At 71.7% G+C, this 25158-nt stretch carries 22 protein-coding genes; 7 read left to right on the top strand and 15 right to left on the bottom strand.

Annotated elements, in window-relative coordinates; translation table 11 throughout:
• The 3 genes from M3N57_08915 to M3N57_08905 form a co-directional block, all read right to left on the bottom strand.
• Positions 1-593: hypothetical protein (locus M3N57_08915; protein MDP9022799.1), on the bottom strand; the 593-nt coding region annotated here is incomplete at its 3' end.
• Positions 594-728: 135 nt separating this feature from the next.
• Positions 729-5342 carry a glutamate synthase-related protein gene (locus M3N57_08910; protein MDP9022798.1) on the bottom strand — a complete coding sequence of 1538 codons (4614 nt, stop codon included), beginning with the start codon at positions 5340-5342 and terminating at the stop codon, positions 729-731.
• A gap of 240 nt (positions 5343-5582) precedes the next feature.
• Positions 5583-6908 carry a hypothetical protein gene (locus tag M3N57_08905; GenBank protein MDP9022797.1) on the bottom strand — a complete coding sequence of 442 codons (1326 nt, stop codon included), beginning with the start codon at positions 6906-6908 and terminating at the stop codon, positions 5583-5585.
• Positions 6909-7175: 267 nt separating this feature from the next.
• Between M3N57_08905 and M3N57_08900 the strand changes: the two genes are divergently transcribed.
• Positions 7176-7703: a CHRD domain-containing protein gene (locus M3N57_08900; GenBank protein MDP9022796.1), complete on the top strand. Its 528-nt coding sequence runs from the start codon at positions 7176-7178 to the stop codon at positions 7701-7703.
• A 12-nt stretch (positions 7704-7715) separates the two neighbouring features.
• Here M3N57_08900 and M3N57_08895 read toward each other — a convergent pair whose 3' ends face one another.
• The 5 genes from M3N57_08895 to M3N57_08875 all read right to left on the bottom strand — a co-directional run bounded on the left by M3N57_08895 (position 7716) and on the right by M3N57_08875 (position 12913).
• A complete protein-coding gene (locus M3N57_08895; GenBank protein MDP9022795.1) occupies positions 7716-8087 on the bottom strand; it encodes a response regulator in 372 nt (123 codons plus the stop codon).
• Between the two features lie 70 nt (positions 8088-8157).
• Positions 8158-8520 carry a response regulator gene (locus M3N57_08890; protein MDP9022794.1) on the bottom strand — a complete coding sequence of 121 codons (363 nt, stop codon included), beginning with the start codon at positions 8518-8520 and terminating at the stop codon, positions 8158-8160.
• Positions 8501-10090 carry an ATP-binding protein gene (locus M3N57_08885; GenBank protein MDP9022793.1) on the bottom strand — a complete coding sequence of 530 codons (1590 nt, stop codon included), beginning with the start codon at positions 10088-10090 and terminating at the stop codon, positions 8501-8503. Before M3N57_08885 ends, M3N57_08890 begins: the two co-directional genes overlap by 20 nt.
• Before the next feature lie 125 nt (positions 10091-10215).
• Entirely contained in the window at positions 10216-11883 is a 1668-nt protein-coding gene (locus tag M3N57_08880) for an acyl-CoA dehydrogenase family protein (GenBank protein ID MDP9022792.1), read from the bottom strand.
• A gap of 49 nt (positions 11884-11932) precedes the next feature.
• Positions 11933-12913, bottom strand: coding sequence for an ROK family protein (locus M3N57_08875; protein MDP9022791.1), 981 nt, complete (start codon positions 12911-12913; stop codon positions 11933-11935).
• Positions 12914-13081: 168 nt separating this feature from the next.
• Between M3N57_08875 and pruA the strand changes: the two genes are divergently transcribed.
• The 3 genes from pruA to M3N57_08860 all read left to right on the top strand — a co-directional run bounded on the left by pruA (position 13082) and on the right by M3N57_08860 (position 15956).
• A complete protein-coding gene (pruA, locus tag M3N57_08870; GenBank protein ID MDP9022790.1) occupies positions 13082-14713 on the top strand; it encodes an L-glutamate gamma-semialdehyde dehydrogenase in 1632 nt (543 codons plus the stop codon).
• Positions 14714-14754: 41 nt separating this feature from the next.
• Entirely contained in the window at positions 14755-15417 is a 663-nt protein-coding gene (locus M3N57_08865; protein ID MDP9022789.1) for a haloacid dehalogenase type II, read from the top strand.
• 86 nt (positions 15418-15503) lie between these two features.
• The gene (locus tag M3N57_08860) at positions 15504-15956 is read left to right on the top strand and encodes a DUF4399 domain-containing protein (protein ID MDP9022788.1); all 453 of its coding nucleotides are present in this window, start codon (positions 15504-15506) and stop codon (positions 15954-15956) included.
• A gap of 26 nt (positions 15957-15982) precedes the next feature.
• Here the strand turns inward: M3N57_08860 and M3N57_08855 are convergent, their stop codons facing one another.
• Positions 15983-16399, bottom strand: a complete 417-nt coding sequence (locus tag M3N57_08855; GenBank protein ID MDP9022787.1) for a PaaI family thioesterase — start codon at positions 16397-16399, stop codon at positions 15983-15985.
• Between the two features lie 26 nt (positions 16400-16425).
• Positions 16426-17805 carry a tRNA (N(6)-L-threonylcarbamoyladenosine(37)-C(2))-methylthiotransferase MtaB gene (gene mtaB / locus M3N57_08850; protein ID MDP9022786.1) on the bottom strand — a complete coding sequence of 460 codons (1380 nt, stop codon included), beginning with the start codon at positions 17803-17805 and terminating at the stop codon, positions 16426-16428.
• A 144-nt stretch (positions 17806-17949) separates the two neighbouring features.
• Between mtaB and ilvD the strand changes: the two genes are divergently transcribed.
• Positions 17950-19632: a dihydroxy-acid dehydratase gene (gene ilvD / locus M3N57_08845; GenBank protein MDP9022785.1), complete on the top strand. Its 1683-nt coding sequence runs from the start codon at positions 17950-17952 to the stop codon at positions 19630-19632.
• Positions 19633-19651: 19 nt separating this feature from the next.
• On the top strand, positions 19652-20107 hold the full coding sequence (locus M3N57_08840; protein MDP9022784.1) for a hypothetical protein: 456 nt from the start codon (positions 19652-19654) through the stop codon (positions 20105-20107).
• On the opposite strand, the gene M3N57_08835 is transcribed toward M3N57_08840, so the two are convergent.
• The 5 genes from M3N57_08835 to M3N57_08815 all read right to left on the bottom strand — a co-directional run bounded on the left by M3N57_08835 (position 20104) and on the right by M3N57_08815 (position 24800).
• Positions 20104-20814 carry a haloacid dehalogenase-like hydrolase gene (locus tag M3N57_08835; protein ID MDP9022783.1) on the bottom strand — a complete coding sequence of 237 codons (711 nt, stop codon included), beginning with the start codon at positions 20812-20814 and terminating at the stop codon, positions 20104-20106. The genes M3N57_08840 and M3N57_08835 overlap by 4 nt on opposite strands.
• Positions 20811-21392 (bottom strand): G/U mismatch-specific DNA glycosylase, encoded by a 582-nt coding sequence (gene mug, locus M3N57_08830; GenBank protein ID MDP9022782.1) that lies wholly within the window; start codon positions 21390-21392, stop codon positions 20811-20813. Before mug ends, M3N57_08835 begins: the two co-directional genes overlap by 4 nt.
• Positions 21393-22769: a hemolysin family protein gene (locus tag M3N57_08825; GenBank protein MDP9022781.1), complete on the bottom strand. Its 1377-nt coding sequence runs from the start codon at positions 22767-22769 to the stop codon at positions 21393-21395.
• Positions 22766-24106: a hemolysin family protein gene (locus M3N57_08820; protein ID MDP9022780.1), complete on the bottom strand. Its 1341-nt coding sequence runs from the start codon at positions 24104-24106 to the stop codon at positions 22766-22768. Before M3N57_08820 ends, M3N57_08825 begins: the two co-directional genes overlap by 4 nt.
• 85 nt (positions 24107-24191) lie before the next feature.
• On the bottom strand, positions 24192-24800 hold the full coding sequence (locus tag M3N57_08815) for a TetR/AcrR family transcriptional regulator (GenBank protein MDP9022779.1): 609 nt from the start codon (positions 24798-24800) through the stop codon (positions 24192-24194).
• Positions 24801-24936: 136 nt separating this feature from the next.
• Here M3N57_08815 and M3N57_08810 point away from each other — a divergent pair.
• Positions 24937-25158 (top strand): hypothetical protein (locus M3N57_08810; protein MDP9022778.1); only part of this gene is annotated, 222 nt, incomplete at its 3' end.

Genomic DNA, 25158 nt, shown 5'->3' with positions numbered 1-25158 from the left:
CGGCTGGCCTGCTGCGCCGCGCGGCGGCGGGCCTCGGCTTCTGCCCGGCGGCGGGCCTCCTCCTCCAGCCGTCGCTCCAGAGCCGCAGCCTCCTGCAGGTCGGCTTGCAGGCCCACCCACGCCTCCTGCTGAGCTGCGACGGCCGCGTCGAGCTCCGCCTGGCGCTCCTCGAGCCGGGACGCCACCGCAGCCGCCTGGACCCGTCTCACCGCGGCCGCCTCGCCGACGGCTCGGTCGTCACGGACGAGGCCGGTCACGATCGTGGCCCGCTCCAGCGCTTCGCCGGGGTCCTCGGTGGTGAGCATCACGATCATCGGATCGACCGGGCCGCGCTTGTACAGCGACCGGACCCGGTCCTGGGTCCGACCAGCCGCGGCCTCGATCTCCGTCTGGAAGGTGGCCAGCTGCTGCGCGAGCGCGTCACGCTCGGTCGCGAGCTCCCCGGCGCGGGCCTCGATGTCGGCCAGGCGTTGCGCCGCGGCGTCCAACCGCCCCTGCAGGTCGGCGCGCCGCGTCCGCGCCGCGTCCAGATCGTCGGCCCCCGCCGCCCCAGCGACAGCCGTGACCAGGATCAGGCAGGCTGCAGCCAGCACGCTGCGGACCTTCCCCAATGACGACCCCTGGCGTTGGGACCTCTCCCCCAGCGCCGCAGGCTAGCGGGTGCCGGCGCAGGAGCCACGAGCGTCGGTCACCGGCCCCGCTGCCCGCCGCCAGCAGACTCGCCGCGCTCATGCCTGGGTGGCCTGGGCTCCCTCCGCCGAGGCGACCCGCTCCAGCTCGCTCTTGGGTGCGACCCGCCAGAAGTGGTCGCGGGTGACGTCCCAGTCGGCCAGCAGCTGCTCCGCCCGCCGCGAACCGGTCTGCGTCGCGTGCCGCGCCACGAGGTCGTGCAGCGCCTGCAGCTGGTAGCCGTCGGGACGGCGAGCCTCGACCAGCTGCCGGTTGACCTTCGCCAGCACCTCCGAGCTCGGGTCGTAGATGAAGGCCTCACCGCCGCTCATGCCCGCACCGAGGTTGTTCCCGGTCGGGCCGAGGATGACCACCACACCGTTGGTCATGTACTCACAGGCGTGGTCGCCGGTCCCCTCGACCACCGCCCACGCGCCGGAGTTGCGCACAGCGAACCGTTCGCCGGCCCGGCCGGCGGCGAACAGCTCCCCGCCGGTGGCGCCGTACAGGACGGTGTTGCCCAGCAGGACCGGGTCGCCGGCGTCGTCGTCCGGCGGACGGATCGTGATGCGTCCGCCGGCCATGCCCTTGCCGACGTAATCGTTGGCCTCCCCCGTGAGGACCAGCTCGACGCCGCCGGACAGGAACGCACCGAACGACTGCCCGGCCTCGCCGTGGAACCGCAGCCGGGCCGTGCCGTTCGGTTCGCTGCGACCGAACTCCAGCCCGATCGCTCCACCCAGGCGCGCACCGACCGTGCGGTCGGCGTTGCGTACCTGGTAGACGTACTCGACCACCCCACCGAGGAAGACGGTCTCCAGCGCGTCGTCGAAGACCTGTGCATCCATGTCGCTGTGGGGCCGCTGGATCGGCAGCGTCCCGGTGAACCGGCGCGGTTCCTCGCCGACGTCGGCCAGTAGTGGCGTCACGTCGAGGCGGGCGGCGCGGCCGTCGGCCGGGCGGGGTTCGAGCAGATCGACCCGGCCGATCGCCTCCTCCAGCGACCGCACGCCCAGCGCAGCCAGGCCACGGCGGACCTCCTCCGCCACGAACGTTAGGTACGCCGCCACCTGCTCGGGATGGCCTTCGAACCGTTCGCGCAGATCCGGGCGCTGCGTGGCGATCCCCACCGGGCAGGTGTTGCGGTGGCAGGTCCGCACCAGGATGCACCCTTCCGCCAGGAGCGCCGCCGTCCCGAACGAGTACTCGTCGGCACCGAGCAGGGCGGCGACCAGGACGTCACGGCCGGTCTTCAAGCCGCCGTCCACCCGGACGCGGACGCGGCCACGGAGGCCGTTGAGCCGGAGCGTCTGCTGGGTCTCTGCCAGGCCCAGCTCCCACGGCATCCCGGCGTGCTGGATCGACGACAGCGGCGACGCTCCGGTCCCGCCGTCGTGGCCGGAGATCTGGACCGCATCGGCGAGGCCCTTGACGACCCCGGCGGCGATCTGCCCGACGCCGACCTCGGCGACCAGCTTCACCGAGACGTCCGCCCGGGGGTTGACCTGCTTCAGGTCGTAGATCAGCTGCGCGAGGTCCTCGATCGAGTAGATGTCGTGGTGCGGTGGGGGGCTGATCAGCGTCACGCCGGGCGTGGTGTGTCGTAGCCGCGCGATCTCCTCGCTGACCTTGTGACCGGGGATCTGCCCGCCCTCTCCGGGCTTGGAGCCCTGCGCCATCTTGATCTGCAGCTCGTCGGCGAACGACAGGTACTCGGGGGTGACGCCGAAACGCCCCGACGCCACCTGCTTGATGGCGCAGTTGCGGTCCACCGCGGTGCCGCGGGTGCGGTACCGCGCCGGGTCCTCGCCCCCCTCCCCGGAGTTGGCCCGACCGCCGATCATGTTCAGTGCGATCGCCAACGTCTCGTGGGCCTCCGCGGACAAGGCACCGTGCGACATCGCACCGGTCGAGAAGCGCCGCGCGATGGCGCTGACCGGCTCGACCTCGTCGAGGCCGACGGGTTGGACGCCACGGCGCAACCGCAGCAGGTCGCGGGGCGCGACGTGCGGGCGGTGGGCGATCAGCTCAGCGAACCGTTCGTACAGCTCGTACCGGCCCTCGGCGGTGGCGCGTCCCAGCAGGTGCGCGGCGCGTTCCTCGGCGGTGGGCAGGCCACGCTCGCCGTCCGGTCCGAACGGCTCCATCTTGGCCTTCTTGCCCAGTCCCAGCGCGTCGTGCAGCGCCCCGACCACGTCGGGGTTGATGTCGTGGTACTCCTCGCCCCGACGGCTGAACTTGATCACGCTCGGGCTCGGCAAGGTGATGTCACCGTCGGTGACCGGCGCGGCGAACGCGTCCGCGTGCTGGCGGAGCACGTCCTCAGCGAGATCGTCGAACGTCAGCCCCCCGAGCTGGCTCACGGTCCCGGTCAAGCACAGGTCGACCACCTCGGCGCCGAGGCCCACGGCCTCGAAGATCTGCGCACTGCGGTAGGCATCGACCGTGGAGATGCCCATCTTCGACAGGATCTTCAGAACGCCGTCCTCGAGCGCCGTGCGGTAACGCTCCTGCGCGTCGCCGCCGGACAAGTCGTCGCCGCGGATCAGACCCTCTTCGGCCAGGTGTGCGAACGTCTCGAACGCCAACCTGGGCACGATCGCGTCGGCGCCGTAGCCCAGCAGGCAGGCCATGTCGTGCGTCTCGCGGCCTTCGTCCGTCTCGGCCACCAGGCTGGTCCGCGTCCGCAGCCCCTCACGCAGCAGCCGCTGGTGGACCGCCCCGACCGCCAGCAGGATCGGGATGCGGCAGCGTTCCTCATCCGACCCGACGTCGCTGACCACGACGATGCCCGCGCCACCACGCACGGCGGTGGCGGCCTCGTCGCCGAGGCGGATCAGGGCAGGCCGCAGCCCGCCGGGGCCCTCGGCGACCGGGAAGGTCGCGTCGACCGCCTGCACGGCGAACGGGATGTCGGCGTCGAGGACGATCCCCCGCAACCCGTCGGGGTACAGCAGGAACGACTCGAGCTCGACCAGCCGTGCGGCTTCCGACGTCTCCTCCAAGATGGGGCGGCGCGGCCCGAGCAGCGTCCGCAGGCTCATCACCTCGTTCTCGCGCAGGTGATCGATCGGTGGGTTGGTGACCTGAGCGAACCGTTGCTTGAGGTAGTGGGTGACGGGGCGGTGCCACTGCGCGACCGGCGGCATCGGGGTGTCCTCGCCCATCGAGGAGGTCGGTTCCTTGCCTTCGGTCGCCATCGGCCGCAGGATCGAGGTGAGTTCCTCCTTGGTGAAGCCGTACGCCAGCTGGCGGCGGGACACGTCCTGGGCGACCACCTCGACGGGCCGTCCGGCGGCGGCCGGCTTGAGCTCGGCACGGAGCCACTGCCCGTACGGGGCCTGGCCGGCGAGCCGCTGCTTGATCTCGACGTCCTCCTGCAGGCCGCCCTCGGACGGGTCGACGCAGACCATCTGCCCGGGGCCGAGGCGTTCGCGACGAACGGTGCCGTGCCCGCCGGGGCGCGTGGGCGTCGCGGCGGTGCGGACCGCCCCGACCTCGGAGCAGGCGATCACGTAGCCGTCCTCGCAGATGAGGTAGCGCAGCGGCCGCAGCCCGTTGCGGTCCAGCGCCGCACCGACCCGGCGACCGTCGGTGAAGATCACCCCGGCGGGACCGTCCCAGGGCTCGACCAGGCAGGAGTGGTAGCGGTAGAAGTCGCGAACGGCCGGGTCGGTGGCGCGCTGGCCCTCCCATACCGCCGGTACCAGCATGGCCAGGCCGTGGCGGACGTCGCGGCCGCCGCGGACCAGCAGCTCCAGGGCGTTGTCCAGCTTCGCGGAGTCGGACTGGTCTGTTTCGATGACCGGGTGGATCAGCTCGGCGTCGACCCAGTCCGCGCCGAGGTCGGCTTCACGCGCGCGCATCAGGTTGACGTTGCCGTCGATCGTGTTGATCTCGCCGTTGTGGCACAGCATCCGGTACGGCTGCGCCCGTTCCCACGTCGGAGCGGTGTTCGTCGAGTACCGCGAGTGGAAGATCACGAAGCCGGAGGCGAAGCGTTCGTCGGCGAGGTCGAGGTAGAAGGGTCCGAGGTCCTCACCGTTGCACAGCGCCTTGTACGTCACCGTCCGCAGCGACCACGACGCGGCGTAGTAGCGCACCCCGGCCGTCGCGCAGGCCGTCCGGGCCCGGCGACGGGCGCGGAAGGTGGCCCGCTGGGCGTCGTCGTCGTCCACGTCCGCCGAGCGGACGAACAGCGCCTGGACCAGATGCGGCAAGGTGCGCCGGGCGATCTCACCGATCGCGTCGGCGTCGACGGGGACGGGGCGCCACGCGACGAACTCCAGGCCCTCGGCACGGAGGGCGTCGAGCACGGCGCTGCGTGCGACGTCGCGCGCCGCCTCGCCGTCGGCGTCGTCGCGGGCGTCGAGGAACAGGAACGCGACCCCCAGCCGGTCTGGATCGACCGTCGCGCCTGTCAGCCGCTCGGCTTCCGCGGCCAGCAGCTGCCGGGGCAGCTGCGCCATCAGGCCGGCGCCGTCACCGCTCTTGGCGTCCGCTGCGACCGCTCCCCGGTGGGTGACGCCGCACAGGCCCTCCAAGCCCATCTGCACCGTCTCGCGGCGCGGCCGGCCGTCGACGTGAGCGACGAACCCGATGCCGCACGCGTCACGTTCGAAGCGGGCGTCGTACAGCCCCGGCCCGGTCGGGGCAGGTCGCTGGCCGGTCATACCGTGTCTCCTCCAGTCCGGTCACGCCCGTGTCCGGGTCGGTGCGTCGGTGGCGCGCACGTCACCGTCCGAGCCACCGTTGGCTGACGACCGCGCCTCGACGTCCTCGACCACGATCCCCGCCGCAGACGCAGACAACGGCGCCCCACCACGCGGAGCGCCGTTGCTCGGGGCGTGAGCGTACAGGCGGGGCGGCGACCGCAGCAACAGGATCGGCTCGGCGACCGCCCGTGGGTGGGGTCAGGTGTCCTCGCCGAGGCGGATGCGCCCGTCGATGCGGTCGAGGAGCTCCAGCAGATCCGCGCGGAAGGTCTCCAACTGTCCGTGCACGCCGGTCACCGCCTCTTCCACGGCGTTGCGCATCCGCGTGAGGGACGACTTGGCCGAGGAGATGTTCTGCAGCTGGCGGCGAGCCGCCTCGACGTCGTCACGGACGCCCCGGACGTCGACGTCGCCGCCGTCGTCAGCCAGGTCCGCCAGTGCCCAGAAGCGCGCCAGCCGGTAGGCGACCTGCAAGCACAGGGCATCCTCGGTGTCCTTGTCGAGCAGGCACACGTAGCGGCCCCCACCGTGCTCCCCGAACGGGGCAGCGCCCGACGGCAGGTGCGCGTCGCGGCTGTACACCGCGATCGCCGCAGCGGCCCCGCGGTTGTCGCGGGCGTGATCCAGCTCTCGCAGGATCGGGGTGAGCCCCACGGCCGCGTCCTTGGCCTCGAACACCAGGCGGACCATCGCCCCGCGGGTGTCGCGGGCGTTGAGCGTGACGACCACGTCGCCGACCTTCCGACCGCCCACGCCGGTCGCGTCTCCCGTCGGTTCGGCGGTGTCGCCGAGCACAGCGGCGATACGGCTGACGGCCGCGAACACGAGCTCCTCGTAGGCGCGACCTTTCGCGGTCCCCCTCTCACGTTCGTCGGCGCGCGCCTGGCTGGCGGCCCGCTCCGCGGCGGCGTGCGCGGAGATCTCCGTGCGGTAGTCCTCCAGCTGCCGGCGCAGCCGCTCGAAGCCGCCGTCGATCTGCTCCTTCCAGCTGATCAGCGGACTCGACCGGTCGGTGACGTCCAGGATGCGGTGCAGCGTGGAGTCGTCCCCGTCGAGGTGCTCGGCCAGCAGGTCGCGGATGCGGCTCACGGCGCTGTCGCGTCGGTTGGGGTCGAACAGCTCCGCCACCGCCCCGTCCTGGCCCAGGTAGCGCTCCAGGGCGGCCCGGAGTGCCCCGCCGTCCTCGGAGAACGCGGCGTCGAGCGCCTCGTGCAGCTGCCGCACCCGCTCCTCGAGCACGTCCTGCAGCTGCCGGGCCAGCCGTTGGAACTCCTTGTCGACGACATCGACGTTGACCGACACGCCGGCTGTCGACAGCGCCACCACGCCGACCTTCACCGCGGCCTCCAACACGTCCGCGAGGTCACCGCCCGCATCCTCGGCGAGGCGATCCTCGAAGTAGCGCACGACCTCGGGGGCGCCGGTCCGCCAGTCGGTCACCCGCAGGGCACCGTCGACCACCGCGACGTGCCTGTTGGGAGCAGCGGTGTCACGGAGCCGAACCCCTCCGTCCGCGCTGGTCATCGTTCACGCCTCCTGATCGTCACGCTCGTGATCGTCACCCTCGAGATCGGGTCGCACGTCCTGGCACCGCGTGCGCCGGTCGCGGACCTTGCGACGTGGTGACCACGGTACGAGCGCCGGGCGACATCTCCGAGGAACCGGTGCACGGCGCGCGGTGGGTCCGGCCCGCCCGCTGTTGCGTGCAGCTGCCGCGCCACCGAGCACACCCGACGCGTGGGCGGCTGCGGTTGCCCCGCTAGGCTCGCCGGAACCCACCAGGAGAGACAGATGCGGGCAGGACGCTGGGTGACCGTCACAGCGGCGTTGACGTTGGCGCTGGCCGCCTGCGGGGACGGTGAACCGGAGGAGGAGTCCACGCCGACCCCGACCGCGACCGTCGGCATGGAGGCCACGCCACCGGTCGATGGCCTCGAGCACGTCGTGCTCGGGGCGACCTTGACCGGTGAGGCGGAGGTCCCAGAGCCAGGCGACCCCGACGGAGTCGGGACGGCGAAGGTCGACACCCCCGGCCCGGGCAGCATCTGTTACAACCTGAGCGTCGAGAACATCGACGAGCCCGCCGCCGCACACATCCACGAGGGCACCGAGGACGAGGCGGGCGACATCGTCGTCGACTTCGCCCCGACGTTCACCGCGGAGGACGGCGAGTTCACCGCCAACGGTTGCGTCGACGTCGACCAGGCCCTGGTCGACGAGATCTTCGCCGACCCGGCCGCCTTCTACGTCAACGTCCACAACGAGGCGTACCCGGCCGGGGCGGTCCGCGGCCAGCTGGAGGAGCAGGGCCCGGCCTGAGCCGACCGACCGTCACATCAGCAGCTGCCGCACGGCCTCGGTGACGTTGGCGGGACGGAAGGGCTTGAGAACGAACCCCTTGGCGCCGGCAGCCCGCGCCCGGCCTTCCTCCTCCAGGATCGACACCACCAGGACGGGGATCTGACGGGTGACGACGTGATCACCGAGCGCACGGAGCACCTGGAAGCCGTCGACCGGGTTCATGCGCAGGTCGAGGATCACGACGTCGGGGGGATCGGCCAGCGCAGCGTCGATCCCCTCCTGGCCACCCGGCGCGACCTCGACGCGGAACCCCTCCTTCTGGAGCTGGGCGCGGATCAAGTCAGCGATGTCCTGATCATCCTCGATGATCAGGATGCGTCCGGCGGACGGCTCGGCGCTCACGGGTACACCTCCGTCGCGGTCTCAGGAGACCGAAGACAGCTCCTCTCGCTCCGCTCCCGCGGAGCGTCGCTCACGAGGCTCGCTCGATCGCCGGGAGCAGCGCGTCACGCAGCCCAGGCGCCGTGAACGGTTTGGTGATGTGGTCGACGTCCAGGTCGGCCGCGAGCCGCTCGAGCTCCTCCGGCGCGATGGCCGACAGCAGGAACACCCGCCCCGGTTCGCACCCGGCCGCGCGCAGCGAGCGCAGGAACGTGGGGCCGTCCATGGACGGCATCGACACGTCGAGCAACATCACGTCGATCCCACCACCCTCACAGTGGGCGCGCGCCTCGTCCACCGTCGCAGCCGTGACGACCTCGTGGCCCCAGGCACGGACGTTGGCCGACACCAGCAGGAGCACGGACGGCTCGTCGTCAACGACCAGGAACCGCATCGGCCCCCCCTTCCGGCAGCCGCACACAGAACCGCGCCCCGTGCGGCTCGTTCTGTTCGTACCAGATGTCACCGCCCTGCACGGTGACCAGCCCCCGGGTGATGGCCAGACCCAGACCGGTCCCGTGCGACGAGCGCGTGTACCCGGATTCCGCCTGAGCGAACTTCTCGAACAGCTTGGGCTCGAACGACGACGACACCCCCGGGCCGTGATCGGCCACCGTGATCTGGACGGCACCGTCGGCCCAGTACGCCTCGACGGTGATGGGCGGCTCGCCGTACTTGCTCGCGTTACCGACCAGGTTCACCAGGATCCGTTCGAGGTGGTCGGGATCGGCGTGAACGGTCAGGTCATCGTCGACGTTGACGGACACGGACGCCGCGACGTCTCCCAGATCGCTCAAGGTCTGCTTCAGGAGAGGCGCCACCTCGATGTCGCGCCGGCGTACCTCGATCACACCGGATTCCAACCGCGAGATCGCCAGCAGGTCGTTGACCAGCCGCGACAGCCGGTCGGCCTGCCGCTCGATCACCTCCAGGTACTGCGTCTTCTCCGCGTCGGGAGTGGAGTCCCAGTACTCGCGCATCATCGACGCGAAGCCCAGGATCGACGTCAGCGGCGTCCGTAGCTCGTGGGAGACCACCGACACGAACGAGCTCTTGGCGTCGCTGGCGACCTCGAGCTCCTCGTTGGCGCGCTCGAGCTCGCGCGTGTAGCGCCGCACCGCGGCGGCGTAGCGGTCACGTTCGGCGATGACGCCGACGTGGTACAGGGACAGGGCCACCAGTGGGACCGCGTAACCCAGGATCTTGTAGGCGTGCGCCACGTCGAAGGCGGCGTCGTACAGCTGCGTCGAGAAACCCATGATGACCTGCCCGGCCGCAGCGATCGCAGCCGCGATCGTCACCCACCACATCATCCGATCACCGGTGCGGATGTGGTGACGGAGCAGCACGAGCGCGGCGACCCCCAGGACCGCGCCGGAGAAGAAGTCCGCCGGGCGGGCGATCAGGTTCTCCGGCAGGACGAGCCGCGGGAGGGTGGTCAGCTGCGCGGCGAAGGCCGTCAGTGCCGCGCTCATCGCGATGGCAGCGCACGCGGCCGCGATCACCGTCCGCAGGCGCTCGGGACGGTCCTGCGCCCACATCCGTCCCGCAAACACCGGAGCGCCCAGCAGGAGCATCGCCATCATGAACCGTCCGGTCACGGAGGTGCCGGCGATCAGCAGCTCCAGAGACAGCCCCGCCGGCCAGCCCCGCGCCGCCACCAACGCCAGCGTGCCGTGGACCACATCGGCGGTTCCGTTGGCGAAGAACGCGAGCCCGATCAGCAGGTCGGTGCGCTCGGCCAGGGCCGAGTAGCGCACGGTTATCGCGATGCCGGCCATCAGACCGACCACGCCTCCGACCAGTTCGAGCCCCGCGTGGAAGCTGGCGTCGCCGAGGTACGCGGAGTCACGCAGCCACGGAAGCGGCAGGAGCAGCACCACCGCGAGCAGCGCCAGGGACGCCACAGGGACAGCTATCCGCCGGGCTGCCGCCCGGTCGTGTCTCCCCGGCTGGTCGGCCACCTGCGCGATCCTCGTGTCCTTCCCGGTCACGGCCTGGTGCGGGTGAGGACGGCTCGCCCGCTCGCCACGTCGAGTTGCGCTTGTCGGCGCGTTCGAAAGCTCCCGGGCGCCGCTCCCCGTCTGACCTAACGGTCGAGGGCGTCGGACAGCAACGTCCGAGCGATCACCCGCAACGCCAACACCTCGTCGGCGCCTTCGAAGATCGACAGCACCCGGGCGTCGACGAAGTACCGGGACACGGCGAACTCCTCGGCGTAGCCCATCCCCCCGTGCAGCTGCTGCGCTTCGCGCGTGACCCACTCGGCGACACGACACGCCAGCTGTTTGACCATGGAGGCTTCCAGCTGTCCCTCGCCCTTGGCCAGCAGGCGCGCCGCACGCATCGTCAGCTGACGACAGGCGGCCAGCTGGTAGGCCATCCGTGCCAGCTTCGCGCGGGTCAGCTGGTAGTCGCTGAGCGTGGCCCCGAACACCTCGCGCTGTCGGGTGTAGGCCACCGCGTCCTCCAGCGCGGCCTGCATCAGGCCGTTGGCACGCGCAGCTGTCTGCAGCCGTCCCGCCGCGAACGCCTGCATCTGCAGGTAGAAGCCCCGGCCTTCACCGTCGTCCCCCCCGATGAGGTCGTCGTGTGGGACCCGCCAGCCGTCGAAGGACACCTCGAACGAGTGCATCCCGCGGTAGCCGATGGTGGGGATCGCGCGTGCGTCGAGCACGCCGCCGTCCTGCTCGACGTGGAAGCTGTGGCCAGGGAACGACGGCTTGTCCACCACGAACAGGGACAGGCCGCGGTGCCCCTTCGAGCGGTCGGGGTTCGTGCGGGCGAGCAACAGCAGGTACTCGGCCTTCCCGGCGAACGTGCACCAGGTCTTGACCCCGTCGATGACCCACTGGTCTCCGTCGCGGGTCGCGCTGGTGGTGAGCATCGCGACGTCGGAGCCGTGATCGGGTTCGGTCACCGCCACAGCGCACAACTTGTCCCCGGTGGCGATCGGCGGGAGCCAGCGGCGTTTCTGCTCCTCGGTGCCCCCCCGCAGGATGGCGCTGACGATGATCTCCGGGCGCGTGATCAGCGAGCCTGCGGCACCCAACGACGCGCGTGAGAGCTCTTCGGTGACGACGACCATGCTGAGCATCTCACCGGAACCACCCTCGGCCATGCCGCCGTACTCGGCGGGAACCGACAGCCCGAACGTGCCCAGCTCTGCCAGGCCACGGATGATGTCGTCGGGGACGTCGCGATCCTGGCGGTGGATGTCCTCGGCGACCGGCTTGACGCGTTCGTCGGCGAAACGCCGGAACGTCTCGCGCACCATCTCGTGCTCTTCCGACAAGTGGCGAGGACCGGCGTCGGCCTTGGCGATGACGTGGTCGGCGATCGCCGACAGCAGATCAGGGTCACGTCCCGCGGCGACCGCGTCGCCGGCTGGTCCCGGCAGCGCGGCCGCGTCGAGACCGAACTGCTCCCAGCGGCCCGCGGTGCGGCCGATCAGGTCGGCGGCCACGTCGGCGGCGAACGCCAACGCCACGGCCGCCTCGTGCTGACCTTCCTGCCCGTAGGTCAGCAGCTCCTCGGCTGCGGCCACGGCCGACGCGGCCGAAGCCAGGTCGTACAGCACCACCTGGTGACGATCCATCTCCTCGACGGAGACCGAGCCGCGCCCGGCGGTCCGCGACGCCAACTGTCGGGCGGAGGTGTCGACGACGTCTCGAAGCGCGGCCACGACGGTGCGTGCGCGATCCAGGTGCGTCACGGGGACACCTCCGTCGCGCCACTCCTGCGGAGCGTCGCTCACGCGGTCTCCTTCCTGACCGGAGCTCGAGGGCAGGGGTCGCCGGTTGCGGTCACCCACCGCCGGGTTCGCCGCCACCCTCTGCGTCACGGGCAACCAGTGCCGCCCCGATCGCCCCGCCGGCATCGCCGAGCGCGGCCGACACGATCTCGACCCGGGCCGGTTGCAGGAACAGCGCGGGCCGGGCGGCCGACTCGACCTTGGTGATGAACAGCCGCCCGAGGCGATCGGCGAGCCCGCCGCCGATCACGACGCGTTCGACGTCGAGGAGGTTGACCGCCGAGGCGATGCCCTTCGCCAGGGCTTCGGCGCCCCAGTCGATCAGGTCGGCCGCCACCGGATCGCCGCGGTCGTACGCCTCCTTGAACACCTGGGAGGTCAACCGGTCGCTGCCGAGCTCGTCGGCGATGCGGAACAGCGACGTGTGCCGTCCCTCGTCGAGAGCCCGGCGGGCGGCATGCTCCATCGCCCGGCGACCGATGTAGGCCTCGACGCAGCCCCGCCGGCCGCACGGGCAGACCGCGCCGCCGCGCTCGACGACCGTGTGGCCGAACTCCCCGGCGGCCCCGAACGCGCCCTCGTACAGCGTGCCGTCGAGGATCAGCCCGCCGCCGACCCCGGTCCCGACCCACACCATGATGAGGTGGTCGGCGCCCCGGCCGGCACCCAGGCGGTGCTCTCCGACCGCCACGGCCGTGACGTCGTTCATGATGCGGATCGGCGGGGCGAACTGTTGGCTGAGCATCTCAGCCAGGCGGAAGCGCTCGGTCCACCCCGGGACGTTCACCGCCTGGCCGACCGTGCCGTCGGTCACCACGCCGGGCGAGCCCACGCCGATGCCGGACAGTTCGTCGGTCGCCACCCCCGCCCGGTCGGCCGCCTCGTGGACGCTGGCGACGATCACCTCGACGACCGCGGTGCGGTCACCGGTGGTCGGGGTGCGCATGCGGGCCGTGCTGATGACCTCGTCGCCCTCATCGAGGACGACGGTGTGCATCCACCTGCCCCCGATGTTCACGCCGAGCGTTGCCACGATCGATCCTCCGCCCCGAAGGAGGGCCCAGCGTACAGACGAAGCGCGCGGCGAACGCGGTCGACGAGCCCGCTGTTCGGGCGCGGCGATCGTGGTGTCGACGACCCGGCCGGCTGCCAGGAGCGCGCGTGGCCTAGCATCGGGGCAAGCGAGCGCGGAGGAGCCCCCTTGCTCGACGCACGCACCGTCCCGCCACCGCCCACCAACGAGCCGGTCCGCGACTACGCCCCAGGCTCGGTCGAGAAGGCGAGCCTGAAGGAACGGCTCGCTGCGCTACGCAAGGAGACCGTCGAGGCGCCCTGCGTGATCGCCGGGCGGGACGTGACCACCGGATCGACGTTCGAGGTCCGTGCCCCCCACGACCGAGGCCTGCACCTCGCGACGGTGCACGCCGCCGGCATCGACCAGGTCAACGCCGCGATCGAAGCGGCGTTGTACGCCAAGCAGGACTGGGCCGCGCTGCCGTTCGAGGAGCGTGCCGCGGTGCTGCTCCGCGCCGCCGAGCTGCTCGCCGGCCCGTGGCGCGACACCCTCAACGGGGCCACCATGCTCGGCCAGTCCAAGACCGTCCACCAGGCCGAGATCGACTCGGCGTGCGAGCTGATCGACTTCCTCCGCTTCAACGTGGCGTTCGCCGCCGACATCCTGGCCGAACAGCCCCTGAGCAGCCCAGGCGTGTGGAACCGGGTCGACCACCGCCCGCTCGAGGGCTTCGTCCTGGCGATGACCCCGTTCAACTTCACGTCGATCGCGGGGAACCTGCCCATCGCTCCGGCCCTGATGGGCAACACCGTGGTGTGGAAGCCGTCCGAGAAGCAGGCGTTCTCGGCGCACTTCTTCATGCGGCTGCTGCAGGCGGCGGGCCTGCCCGACGGCGTGATCAACCTGGCCCACGGCGACGGGGAGCTGGTGTCGGATGTGTGCTTCGACCACCCCGAGTTCGCCGGGCTCCATTTCACCGGGTCGGCCACGGTGCTGCAGGCGCTGTGGCGGAAGATCGGCGGCAACGTCCGCAGCTACCGCAACTTCCCCCGCATCGTCGGCGAGAGCGGAGGCAAGGACTTCGTGGTCGCGCACGCCTCGGCGGAGACCGACGCGCTCGTGACCGCGCTGACGCGCGGGGCGTTCGAGTACCAGGGCCAGAAGTGCTCGGCCGCTTCGCGCGCCTACCTGCCGGCGTCGACGTGGGCGGCGGTCCGCGACCGCCTGGTCGACGTCACCCGGTCTCTGCCGATGGGCGACGTCACCGACTTCCGCAACTTCATGGGTGCGGTGATCGACCGCAGCGCGTTCGAGAAGCACCGCGCCGCCATCGAGGAGGCCCGCCACGAGGCCGACGTGGGGATCCTGGTGGGTGGCGGCGCCGACGAGGGCGAGGGCTGGTTCGTCCAGCCCACGATCCTGACGACCAGCGACCCCTACTACCGCACGATGAGCGAGGAGCTATTCGGCCCCATCTTGACCGTCTTCGTGTACAACGACAGCGCCTGGGAATGGGCGCTCGACCTGGTCGACACCACCTCGCCGTACGGGCTGACCGGTTCGGTGTTCGCGACCGATCGTGGCGCGATCCTCGAGGCCAGCCAACGCCTGCGCTACGCCGCCGGGAACTTCTACATCAACGACAAGCCCACCGGCGCGGTCGTCGGCCAGCAGCCGTTCGGCGGGGCGCGGTCGTCGGGCACCAACGACAAGGCCGGTTCGAAGACCAACCTGCAGCGGTGGGTCAGCCCGCGCGCGATCAAGGAGACGTTCGTCCCGCCGACCGACCACACCTACCCGCACATGGGTCAGGAGTGAGCGCACCCGGCGGTCGCGGCGCGAGACGTCCCGTCGCGGTCGTGTTCGACGTGAACGAGACGCTGTTCGCCCTCGATCACGTCGGCGACGCTTTCGAGTCGATCGGCCTGCCCGGCTCGGCGTTGGACCTGTGGTTCGCACGGACGCTGTCGGACGGGTTCGCGCTGGCGGCGACGGCGGACTTCGCCACGTTCTCCGACCTGGCCCTGTACCACCTGGACCGGATCACGCGTTCGTTCGGCCTGGAGCACGACGAGGCGACGCTGGAACACGTGCTCGACGCCTTCCAGGAGCTGGATGTCTACCAGGACGTCGCCCCCGCGTTGCAGCGGCTGAACGAGGCCGGAACGCGGGTCGCGACGCTGACCAACGGCAGCGCCGACATCACCCGTGTCCTGCTGCGCCGCCACCGGCTGGAGGCGTTGGTGGAGCGCTGTTTCGCGGCTGCGGAAGCAGGTGCGTGGAAACCGCGCGCCGAGCCCTACCGCTTCGCGGCGCAGGAGCTGCGGCTAGCGCCGGCGGACTGCGCCATGGTGGCGGTGCACTCCTGGGACGTGCACGGCGCGAAACGCGCCGGGCTCACCGCCGCGTGGGTGTCTCGGCTCGAGGGCCGCCACGTCCCTCAGATGCACGACGCGGACGTCACCGCACGTCGCCTCGACGAGGCGATCGACGGTCTCCTGGCGCTCCCACCCGCGGCCTAGTACCGCTCGGCCAGTTCTCCCGACCCGTGGCAGCGCTTATCCTGCGTGCATACCAACACGCCGGCGATGGGGACGAGGCCGCGAGCATGAGGCGACGAAGACACGGCCGGCTGGTCGGCGTGGCTGGGGCGGCGATGCTGTTCCTCGCCGCCTGCGGGCAGGGCCAGGAGCAAGGCGCTCCAGGATCGCCTGGCGCTGCGACCGCGGAAGCGACGGGCCAGATCACCGCGTCGCTCGGCCTCAAGAGCCCCATCAAGGTGGAGATGCAGGCGGACGGCATCAGGATCGCGGCCGCCGACGAGCACAACCGGGGTGCCGGCCACTTCGACATCATGATCGACGTGGGTTGCGTGACCCCCGGGGAGGTCATCCCGAGCGACGCCGCGCACGTCCACGTCTCGGACGGGACGAGCACCACCGCGCTGGAGCTGCCCCCCGGCCAACACACCCTGTGCCTGCAGGTGGCCACCGTCGAGCACGTCGCGCTCGATGCCACCGACGAGATGATCGTCACCGTCCAGAAGCCGGCGGGAGAGTGACCCCCACCGTGACCGGGCGAGGCGCGTCACGTCCGGGGCAGGCGGGCGGCGTGGACGTGGTGCAAGCGGACCTGCCCGCGGGCGACGAGCGCCTGATCCGCCCGTGTGAACCAGACCTGCCACACCTGCTGGCTGCGGCCGCGGTGCACGGGCTCGGCCACCGCCTGTAACCGACCGTCGCGGTGCGGCCGGAAGAAGTCGGTCGTGTTGGACACGCCGACCACCACGATGTCGTCGTCGAGGTTGTGGCGGACCCAGACGGTCCCCGCGACGCCCGCCAGGCTCTCGGCGACGGCGGCGTACACCCCGCCGTGCACGACGCCGTGGGGCTGGTGGTGTCGCTCCCCCGCCTCCAGCGCGGCCACGACCCGGTCGGGACCCACCTCGACGTACTCGAGCCCCAAGAGCGACCCGACGTTGTCACGGTCGAGTAGCGACGCCACCACGTCGTCAGACGGCTCCGCGGCCCTCACGCCGCACCCACCAGCTCACCCTGAGCGATCCCCCCGCGCAGGCCCGTGAGCCGGACCCGGACGACGTCTTCGATCAGCGATCGCGTGCCGCGGAAGGCGACCTTGACGTTGTTGCCGGCGGTCGCCTGCAACCAGCCGTTGCCCCGGTCGATCTCGACGACCACATCCAGCTCGGTGCCGATCAGCGAGGCGTGGAACCGATCGCGGAGGCGCTCCCCGAGGGCGATCAGCTCGCGGGAACGGGCCTTCTTCTCCTGCGGGGGGACGTCGTCGCGCATGGTGTCGGCGCTGCGCGTCCCCGGGCGGGGCGAGTAGCGGAACACGTGCAGCTTGGCGAACCCGACCTCCTCGACCGTCGCCAAGGTCGCGTCGAAGTCGGCGCGGGTCTCGCCGGGGAAGCCGACGATCACGTCGGTCGACAGGCCGAGGTGCTCGAGCGCCGTGCGGGCGTGGTCCACCCGCTGGCGGAAGGTCGCGACGTCGTAGCCGCGTCCCATCGCGGCGAGGATCGCGTCGGACCCGCTCTGCAGCGGGACGTGCAGATGGCGGCACACGCGCGGGTCGCCCGCCATGGCCGCGACCAGGGTGGGGGTGACCTCCAGCGGCAGCACGGACGACAGACGCAGCCGCTGCAGGCCGTCGACCTCGACCAGGATCCGCTCGACCAGGTGCGCCAAGCCCTCGCCGTCACCGAGGTCGTGACCGTACTTGCCCAGGTGAACCCCGGTCAGGACCGCCTCGCGGACACCGTCGGCGACGCGACGGCGGACGTCACCGATCACCTCCCCGGCGTCACGCGACCGCAGCGGCCCACGCGTGGCCGGGATGATGCAGAACGCGCAGTGGACGTCGCACCCGGTCTGCACCCGGATCGAGACCCGGGTGTGCAGCCGCCTGGTGGCATCCTCGGGCCCTGCGCCGACCAGCGCTTCGGCCGGTGTGGGGGCCAACGCCGGTTCGCGGGCGAACACCACGTCCGCGAGCCGTTCCTTGTCGGCGTTGGTGACGACCAGATCGACGCCGTCGATGTCGTTCACCGCGTCCGGTTCGGCGGTGGCGTAACAGCCGGTGACCACGATGGTGGCGTCCGGGTGGCGGGCCACCGCCCGGCGGATCAGCTTCCGCGACGTCGCGGTCGACTCGCGGGTCACCGCGCAGGTGTTGACGACCACCAGCCGGGCAGCGCCGTCCTCGTCGAGCCGGTAGCCGCGCTCGACCAGGGACGCCAGGGCCTCCTCCGTCTCGGCCTGGTTGAGGCGGCAGCCGACCGTGGCGAACGCCACACCGTGGCTGTGACCCTCCTCCCCCGGCGACCACTCCGCGGGGTCGAGGGCACGGTCATGTGCGGTGACGACGAGAGGGAGGGATCGGCGCATGGCAGCGCGGATGCTACCGAGGCGCCCGCCGGCGCCGGCCGGTTCGCGAGCGAGGAGGGTCCGCGGTCGCGCCGACGCCCCGCCTGTGGTGTGATGCGCCAACTCGCCAGGATCACGGGCCACGCTCGCGGACGGGAGGACGCCATGGCAGACCCACGCCACCGCAGCCGTGAGGTGACCGAGGGGTTCCGGCGAGCGCCGGCCCGGGCGATGCTCCGCGCGGTCGGGATGACCGACGAGGACTTCGCCAAGCCCCAGGTCGGTGTCGCGTCATCCTGGAACGAGGTGACCCCCTGCAACCTGCCGCTGGATCGGCTCGCCAAGCAGGCCAAGGAGGGAATCCGTGACGCGGGCGGGTTCCCGATCGAGTTCGTCACGGTCGCCGTCTCCGACGGGATCGCCATGGGCCACGAGGGCATGCGCGCCTCGCTGGTGTCGCGCGAGGTGATCGCCGACTCGGTCGAGACGGTGATGCACGCCGAACGCCTCGACGGCATGGTGACGTTCGCGGGGTGCGACAAGTCGCTCCCGGGGATGGTGATGGCCGGGGTGCGCCTGAACGTCCCCACGGTTTTCCTCTACGGCGGCTCGATCCTCCCCGGGCAGTTGCACGGCCGCGACATCACCATCCAGGACGTGTTCGAGGCTGTCGGGGCGCACGGGCGCGGCGCCATGTCCGACGACGAGCTCGCCGCGATCGAGCACAACGCCTGCCCCGGTGAGGGGTCCTGCGCGGGGATGTTCACGGCCAACACGATGGCGTCGGCGATCGAGGGGCTGGGGCTGTGCCTGCCGGGGTCGGCGTCTCCGCCGGCGCCTGACCCTCGCCGTGACGACCTGGCGCGCCACTCCGGCGCGGCCGTCGTCGCCCTCCTCGAGGCGGGGATCCGCGCACGCGACATCGTCACCCGCGCGGCCTTGGAGAACGCCCTCAGCGTCGTGATGGCCGTCGGTGGTTCGACCAACGCGGTCCTGCACCTGCTGGCGATCGCCCGCGAGGCGGAGGTGGACTTCACCCTCGACGACTTCGACCGGATCGGGCGACGGGTTCCGCACATCGCTGACACCAAGCCGGCGGGCCGGTTCGTGATGACCGACCTGGACCGCATCGGTGGGGTCCCGGTGGTGATGCGGGAGCTGCTCGGGGCGGGGCTGTTGCACGGTGACGCGCTGACCGTGACCGGGCGGACCGTCGAGGACAACCTGCGTCAGCTGGATCCGCCCGCGCCCGATGGTCAGGTGGTCCGCCGCGTGTCGGACCCGATCCACGCCGACGGGGGGCTGGCGATCCTGCGTGGGTCGCTGGCCCCGGACGGGGCGGTGGTCAAGGTGGCCGGGATCCCACCCGAGCAGCACCGCTTCGAGGGCACAGCCCGGGTGTTCGACGGCGAGCAGGGTGCCATGGAGGCCGTCCTGACCGGGAGCATCGGCGACGGGGACGTGATCGTGATCCGTTGGGAGGGGCCCAAGGGGGGCCCGGGGATGCGCGAGATGCTGGCTGTCACCGCCGCGGTCAAGGGCGCCGGGCTGGGCACCTCGGTCGCGCTGGTCACCGACGGACGGTTCAGCGGCGCCACACACGGGTTCTGCATCGGCCACGTCGCGCCGGAGGCGGCCGACGGCGGACCGATCGCGCTGGTCAACAACGGCGACCGGATCAGCATCGACGTGCCGAGCCGCACGATGGACCTGCACGTCGACGCGGCGGAGCTGGCGCGCCGTCGGGCGCGGTGGGAGCCGCTCGAGCCGCGCTACACGCGGGGGGTGCTGGCCAAGTACGCCCGGACGGTGAGATCGGCTTCCGAAGGAGCTCCCACCAGCGTGTGAGCCGGGAGGCGAGAGACGGGTGCGGATCGACGAGCTGCGCTGGGTGTGCGAGGAAGCGGCCCGCGACCTGGTCTCGCGAGCCGACCGTCCGCTGCCGGCCGCCGTGGTGTTGCCGGGGCCGTCGGCGACACGCGTGGTCCGCCTCCCGGACCTCCCCGACAGCGACGCCGACAGGACAGCGGCCCTGCGCGCCGTCGCGCGTGACGAGGTGCTGGCCACCTCCACCCCCGCCTACGGGTTCGTCGCCGAAGCCGAGCTGGCCGACGGCACCGACGTGGTGGTGGTTATCTACGGGGCGCACGGCGCCCGCCCCGAGGTCACCGCCGCACCGTTCGAGGACGCCGGCCTCGGCGACTTCGTCGACGCGGAACCACTCGACCCCCACGCCCTGCCGTTCCTCCGCCCGCTGCAGGAAGCGGTCGAGCAGGTCCGTGAACCTCCCGCGCCGCCGGGCATCCCCGGGTTCGGCGGCTAGGAGATCAGCAGCTCCACCACCGCCTCGACGTCGCCCAGGTCGGCGACCGCCGCGTCGGGCTCCAGTGCGGCCAGCTCGTCCAGGGGGTGCTTGTTGGTGGCGACCAACAGGCACCGCGCGTCGGTTGCGCGGGCGCAGGCCAGGTCGCGGGGGCTGTCCCCGACCACCCACACGTCGGCCGACCTGAGGCGTACGCCGCGCAGGCGATGCAGCTTGCGCAACGCGACCGGGACCAGCTCCCGGCGGTCGTGATGGTCGCTGCCGTACGCCCCGACGGCGAGGTCGAGGGCGCCAGCCAGACCGAGCGCGGCGAGCTTGACCCGCGCGTTGGCCTCCAGGTTCCCGGTCAGGACCGACGCGACCACCGTGTCGATGTCGGCGAGCCGCCGCAGCAGCGTTTCCACGCCCACGAGGACCCGCCCCCGCGCACGGATCATCGGCTCGAGTGACGCCAGTTCCGAGGCGAAGTCGCCCAGCAGCTGCGGGACGAGCCGGTCGGCCGCCTCCGGGTCCATCCCGGCCGCAGCCAGCAGTTCGCGCGCGATCTGCGGGTCGGTCTTCCCGGTCATCGCGAACCCGTGCACGTCGACATCGCAGGCACCGACACGCTCCAGAACCGCCGCGAACGCCTCTCGGGTGCCGGGGGTGGCGACCAGCGTCCCATCCACGTCGAACAGGACCAGCCTCGGCGAGCCCACCGCGTTCACACCCGCAAGGGGCCCAGGTCCAGCCCCGCGTCCTCGGCGGCTGCCCGGTACAGCGGCGCCAGCTGGTCGACCTGGTAGTGCGCGTTCAGCCCGCTGGGGTTGGGCAGGACCCACAGCTGCGCGTCACCGAGCTTGTCGTCCTGGCGGCCGACGTCGGCGTCCCGCCGCCCGAACGCCGTCCGGTACGCGCTGACCCCGACGACCGCCACGACCACGGGATCCCAGCGGCGCGTCTTGTCCTCGATGACGTCTCTGCCCTGGCGCAGTTCGTCAGGACCGAGTTCGCTGGCCCGCGCGGTGGCGCGGTCCACGAGGTTGGTGATCGCGATCCCCTTGTCGGTCAGGGCCTGAACCGCAGCGTCGTCGTACCCGTCGCTTGCGTCGAGCGGTCGGTCGATGATCCCGCCCAGGTACAGCGCCTTGTAGAACCGGTTCGCCGGGTGCGCGAAGTGGGCTCCGGTCGCTGCCGTCCACAGGCCCGGGTTGATCCCCACGAACAGCAGCCGGACCTGATCGCCGACGAGGTCGGGCACGGTCTCGTCACGGAACGACTCGAGTTCCTCACGGCGGAAGCCCACTCAGACGCCCCCCGGGGCGCCGCCGTGGTCCCCTCCGGGGGGTGCGACCACCTCGACGTCCCCCGCCCGGCGCCCATCCAGCGAGCGCACCCGCAGCACCCAACCGTCTTCCTCGACCACGTCGCCGGGCTGAAGCAGACGGCCCAGCCGTTCCGTGAGGTGACCGGAGACGGTCTCCGACTCCCCTTCGGCGAGGTCCAGGCCGGTGTGCTGCGCCAGCTCGTCCCGGCGCAACGTTCCGGGAACCAGCCAACGGTCCGAGCCCAGCTGCCGGACGGACTCGTGGCGGATCATCGGGTCGAATTCGTCCTCGATGTCGCCGACCAGCTCCTCGAGGATGTCCTCGAGCGTCACCAGTCCCGCCGTCCCGCCGAACTCGTCGAGGACCAGGACGGCGTGGGACCGCCCGCCCCGCATGTCGCGCAGCAGGCGTTCCAGGTCGCGGCTCTCGGGGACGGCTGAGATCGGGCGGAGGATGTCGGCCACGGACAGGTCAACGAGTTCGTCAGCGCCGCGGATCAGCACGTCCTTGACGTGCACGATCCCGACCACGTCGTCGATGTCGTCGTGGTAGACGGGCAGCCGGGTGAACCCCGTCTCACGCGCCAGGTTCAGCACGTCGTGGGCGCTGGCGGTGTCGGGCACGGCGTGCAGGTCCACGCGGGGCGTCATGGCAGCCTTGGCGTCGATGCGGTTGAGCGACAGGGCCGCGGTCAGCACCCGAGCGTCCTGCGGCTGCAGCATGCCCTCACGGTTGGATTCGCGGAGTAGCAACGCGATCTCGTCGGGCGTGTGCACCAGCCCCATCTCGTCCCGCGGTTCCACTCCGACCACGCGGAGCAACGCGTTCGCGGTGGCGTTCAGCGCCGTGATGATCGGGCGGAACGCCACGACGAACACCCGGAAGGCGGCTGCGAGCCGGAGCGAGACCGTCTCCGCGCTGGCCAGCGCGATGTTCTTGGGGACCATCTCGCCGACGACCATGTGCAGGAACACCACGATCGACAGACCGATCCCGATCGCGAGCGCGGGACGGATCCCGGCAGGGATCGTGGTCAACGCCAACGCTCGCTCCAGCAGCCGGGCGGCAGCCGGTTCGGCGACCGCGCCGAGCCCCAGCGACGCCATGGTGATGCCCAGCTGAGCGCCGGAGAAGGTGATCGACAGCTCGCGGAGCGCGGCGGCGGCCAGCTGTGCGCGTCGGTCGCCTTCCGCGGCGAGCTCCTCGACCCGGGTGCGGCGGGCCGCCAGGAGGGCGATCTCCGCCGCGACGAAGAAGGCGTTGGCCACCAGCAGCAGCACGGCGATCGTCACCGCGACCAGGACGGGGACCTGCACGGCCAGCGTGCCTTCGGCTGCGAGCAACCCGGGCGTCACCGCTGGCGGCCAGACCCTGGACGACCGACGGACGGGCCGCGTTCGTGCATCCGCTCCAGGAGGATCTCGGAGACACGGTTGCCGTCCACGCCGATCACCACCAGGCGCCAACCGTCGTGTTCGACCCACTCCCCGACCTGGGGGATGTGGCCCAGCCGCGCCAGGAGGAACCCGGCGACGGTCTCGAAGTTGCCCTCTTGGATGTCGGTGTCGAGCACGTCCTCCAACCGGTCGACCCGCATGCGACCGGGCACGACGTACCGACCGACGCCCACCCGGCGCAGCACCGGAGAGGTGCTGGGATCGAACTCGTCCTCGATCTCGCCGACGAGCTCCTCGAGCACGTCCTCGAGCGTGATGATCCCCGCGACACCGCCGTACTCGTCCACCACGACGGCGAACGTGCGCCGGTGCTGTCGGAGGTCGGCCAGCAGGCGACGCAGCATATGGCTCTCGGGGACGATCAGCGGCTCGTACATGATGTCGTCGATCGTCGCCGTGCCCGCACCTTCCACCGGCACGTCGAGCAGATCCTTGATGTGGACGGTCCCGACGACGTCGTCCTCGTGCTGGCCCTGCACCGGGAAGCGCGAGTGGCCGGTGTCTCTGGCCGCACGGCGCAGCGCATCGAGCGGATCGCCGGCACGCAGCCACACCACGTCCGGTCGCGGCACCATCACCTCGGTCGCACGCCGCTCACCGAGCTCGACCGCGCGGAGCAGGAGCGCCGCCTTCTCCTCGTCGAGTTGGCCTTCCTCGCGGGACGCCTCGATGATCAGAGCCAGTTCGTCGGCGTCGTACCCGGCGAGGAGCTCCTCCTGGGGTTGGTGACCGAGGAGCCGTGTGACGACGTTCGCCGCACCGTCGAAGAGGCGGATCACCGGGCCGAGAACCAGCGAGTAGATCCGCACCGGGATCGCCACCGCCAGCGCGGTTGCCTCGGGGCGCGCGATCGCGAGATTCTTGGGTGCGAGCTCGCCGACCACCATCGACAGGAACGTCGAGACGACCAGCGCCACGAGCAAGGACACGCCGCGCACGCTGACTGGTGGCACACCCAGACCCGCGATCGCGGGGCGCAGGATCGGAGCGAACGCTGACTCCGAGACGTACCCGAGCGCCAACGTGGAGATCGTGATGCCCAGTTGCGCCCCCGACAGCATGAACGACAGGCGGCGCATCTCCGCGGCCGCGGCTCGGGCACGGCGGCTGCCCTGTGCGGCGAGGTCGTCGATCGTGGCGCGGCGGCCGGCGACCATCGCGAACTCCGCGGCGACGAAGAAGCCGGTCGCCACGACCAGAGCTGCGACGAGCAGGAGACCGGCGACGAGGCTCACGGGAGCGCGCCAGCCACCCGACCTGTCTGCGGACTGGGCTCGTCGGCGTCCACGTCGTCGAGGCTAGCGAGCAGTTCGTTGCGGGTCAGGACCCGTCAACCCGAGTTCCGCGGGCGTCGCCCACGTAGGAACCCGCCCGCACGGCGCGCAGCAGCAACCCGCGGTGCAGATCGAGCGGGAAGCTCGGGTCCAGGAGCCAGTTCACGGTCAGACCGTTCAAGGCGGCCAGGAGGAGCTGGGCGCGGAGAAGTGCGTCGCCCGGCCGCACACCAGGTTGCTCGCGGCGCAGGGCCCCAGCGAGGCGCTCGACGCGCTGGTGCTGGTGGCGGGTGAACCGCACGGCCAGAGCCTGGTCGGACAGGCCCCACGCCACGGCGGCCTGGAGGTAGATCCGGGCGAGGTCGGGGTGTGCGGTGATGAACCCGAGGTAAGCGTCGACGAGGTCCTCGACGGTCTCGCGTTCGCGGACGCCCGCGTCGTGGGCGGCGTCGACCGCTGTGATCGCCTCACGGACGACCGAGAGCACGACCTCCTCCTTGGAGGCGAACAGGTTGTAGAAGCTGCCGGCTCCCACGTCGGCGCGCTCGCAGATCGCTTTGAGCGTCGTGCCTTCCAACCCGACCTCACCCAGCAGCGCACGGGTCGCGTCCAGGATGCGCTCCCTCGTCTCCAGGCCGGCCCGGTAGCGCGCCACGAGTCCTCCCCGTCCCACCGCGGCGAACGCTAGTGGCCCGGCCCGGCTTCCCCGTCCCGTCGGACGGGGGCGTCCGGCCGCGTCACCGTGGCGGGTCTCACACTGGGTGCGGTGCGGGCGGACGTGAGGAGCGACGGTGACCGACCGCTCCACGCCCCGACCGCCCCCCCAACGGCCGAGGGCTCTCGGCGAGGAACTGCACCACGCGCGGGACGAGCTGTCCGCCCGCATCGCGCCGCTCACGGCCCGCCTGCAGCTGCTCGTCGTGACGCTCCGACTGTGGGCGCGTACCGAGCGAGCACTGGCGCCACACCTGGGGCGCGTAGCGGCGCGCGGCGTCGCCAGGGCTGTGCGGCAC

Source organism: Actinomycetota bacterium (assembly GCA_030776725.1).
Lineage (GTDB): Bacteria > Actinomycetota > Nitriliruptoria > Nitriliruptorales > JAHWKO01 > JAHWKW01.
The sequence above is the reverse complement of the archived record's forward strand: the minus strand, read 5'-3'. Positions and strand labels throughout refer to the sequence as shown.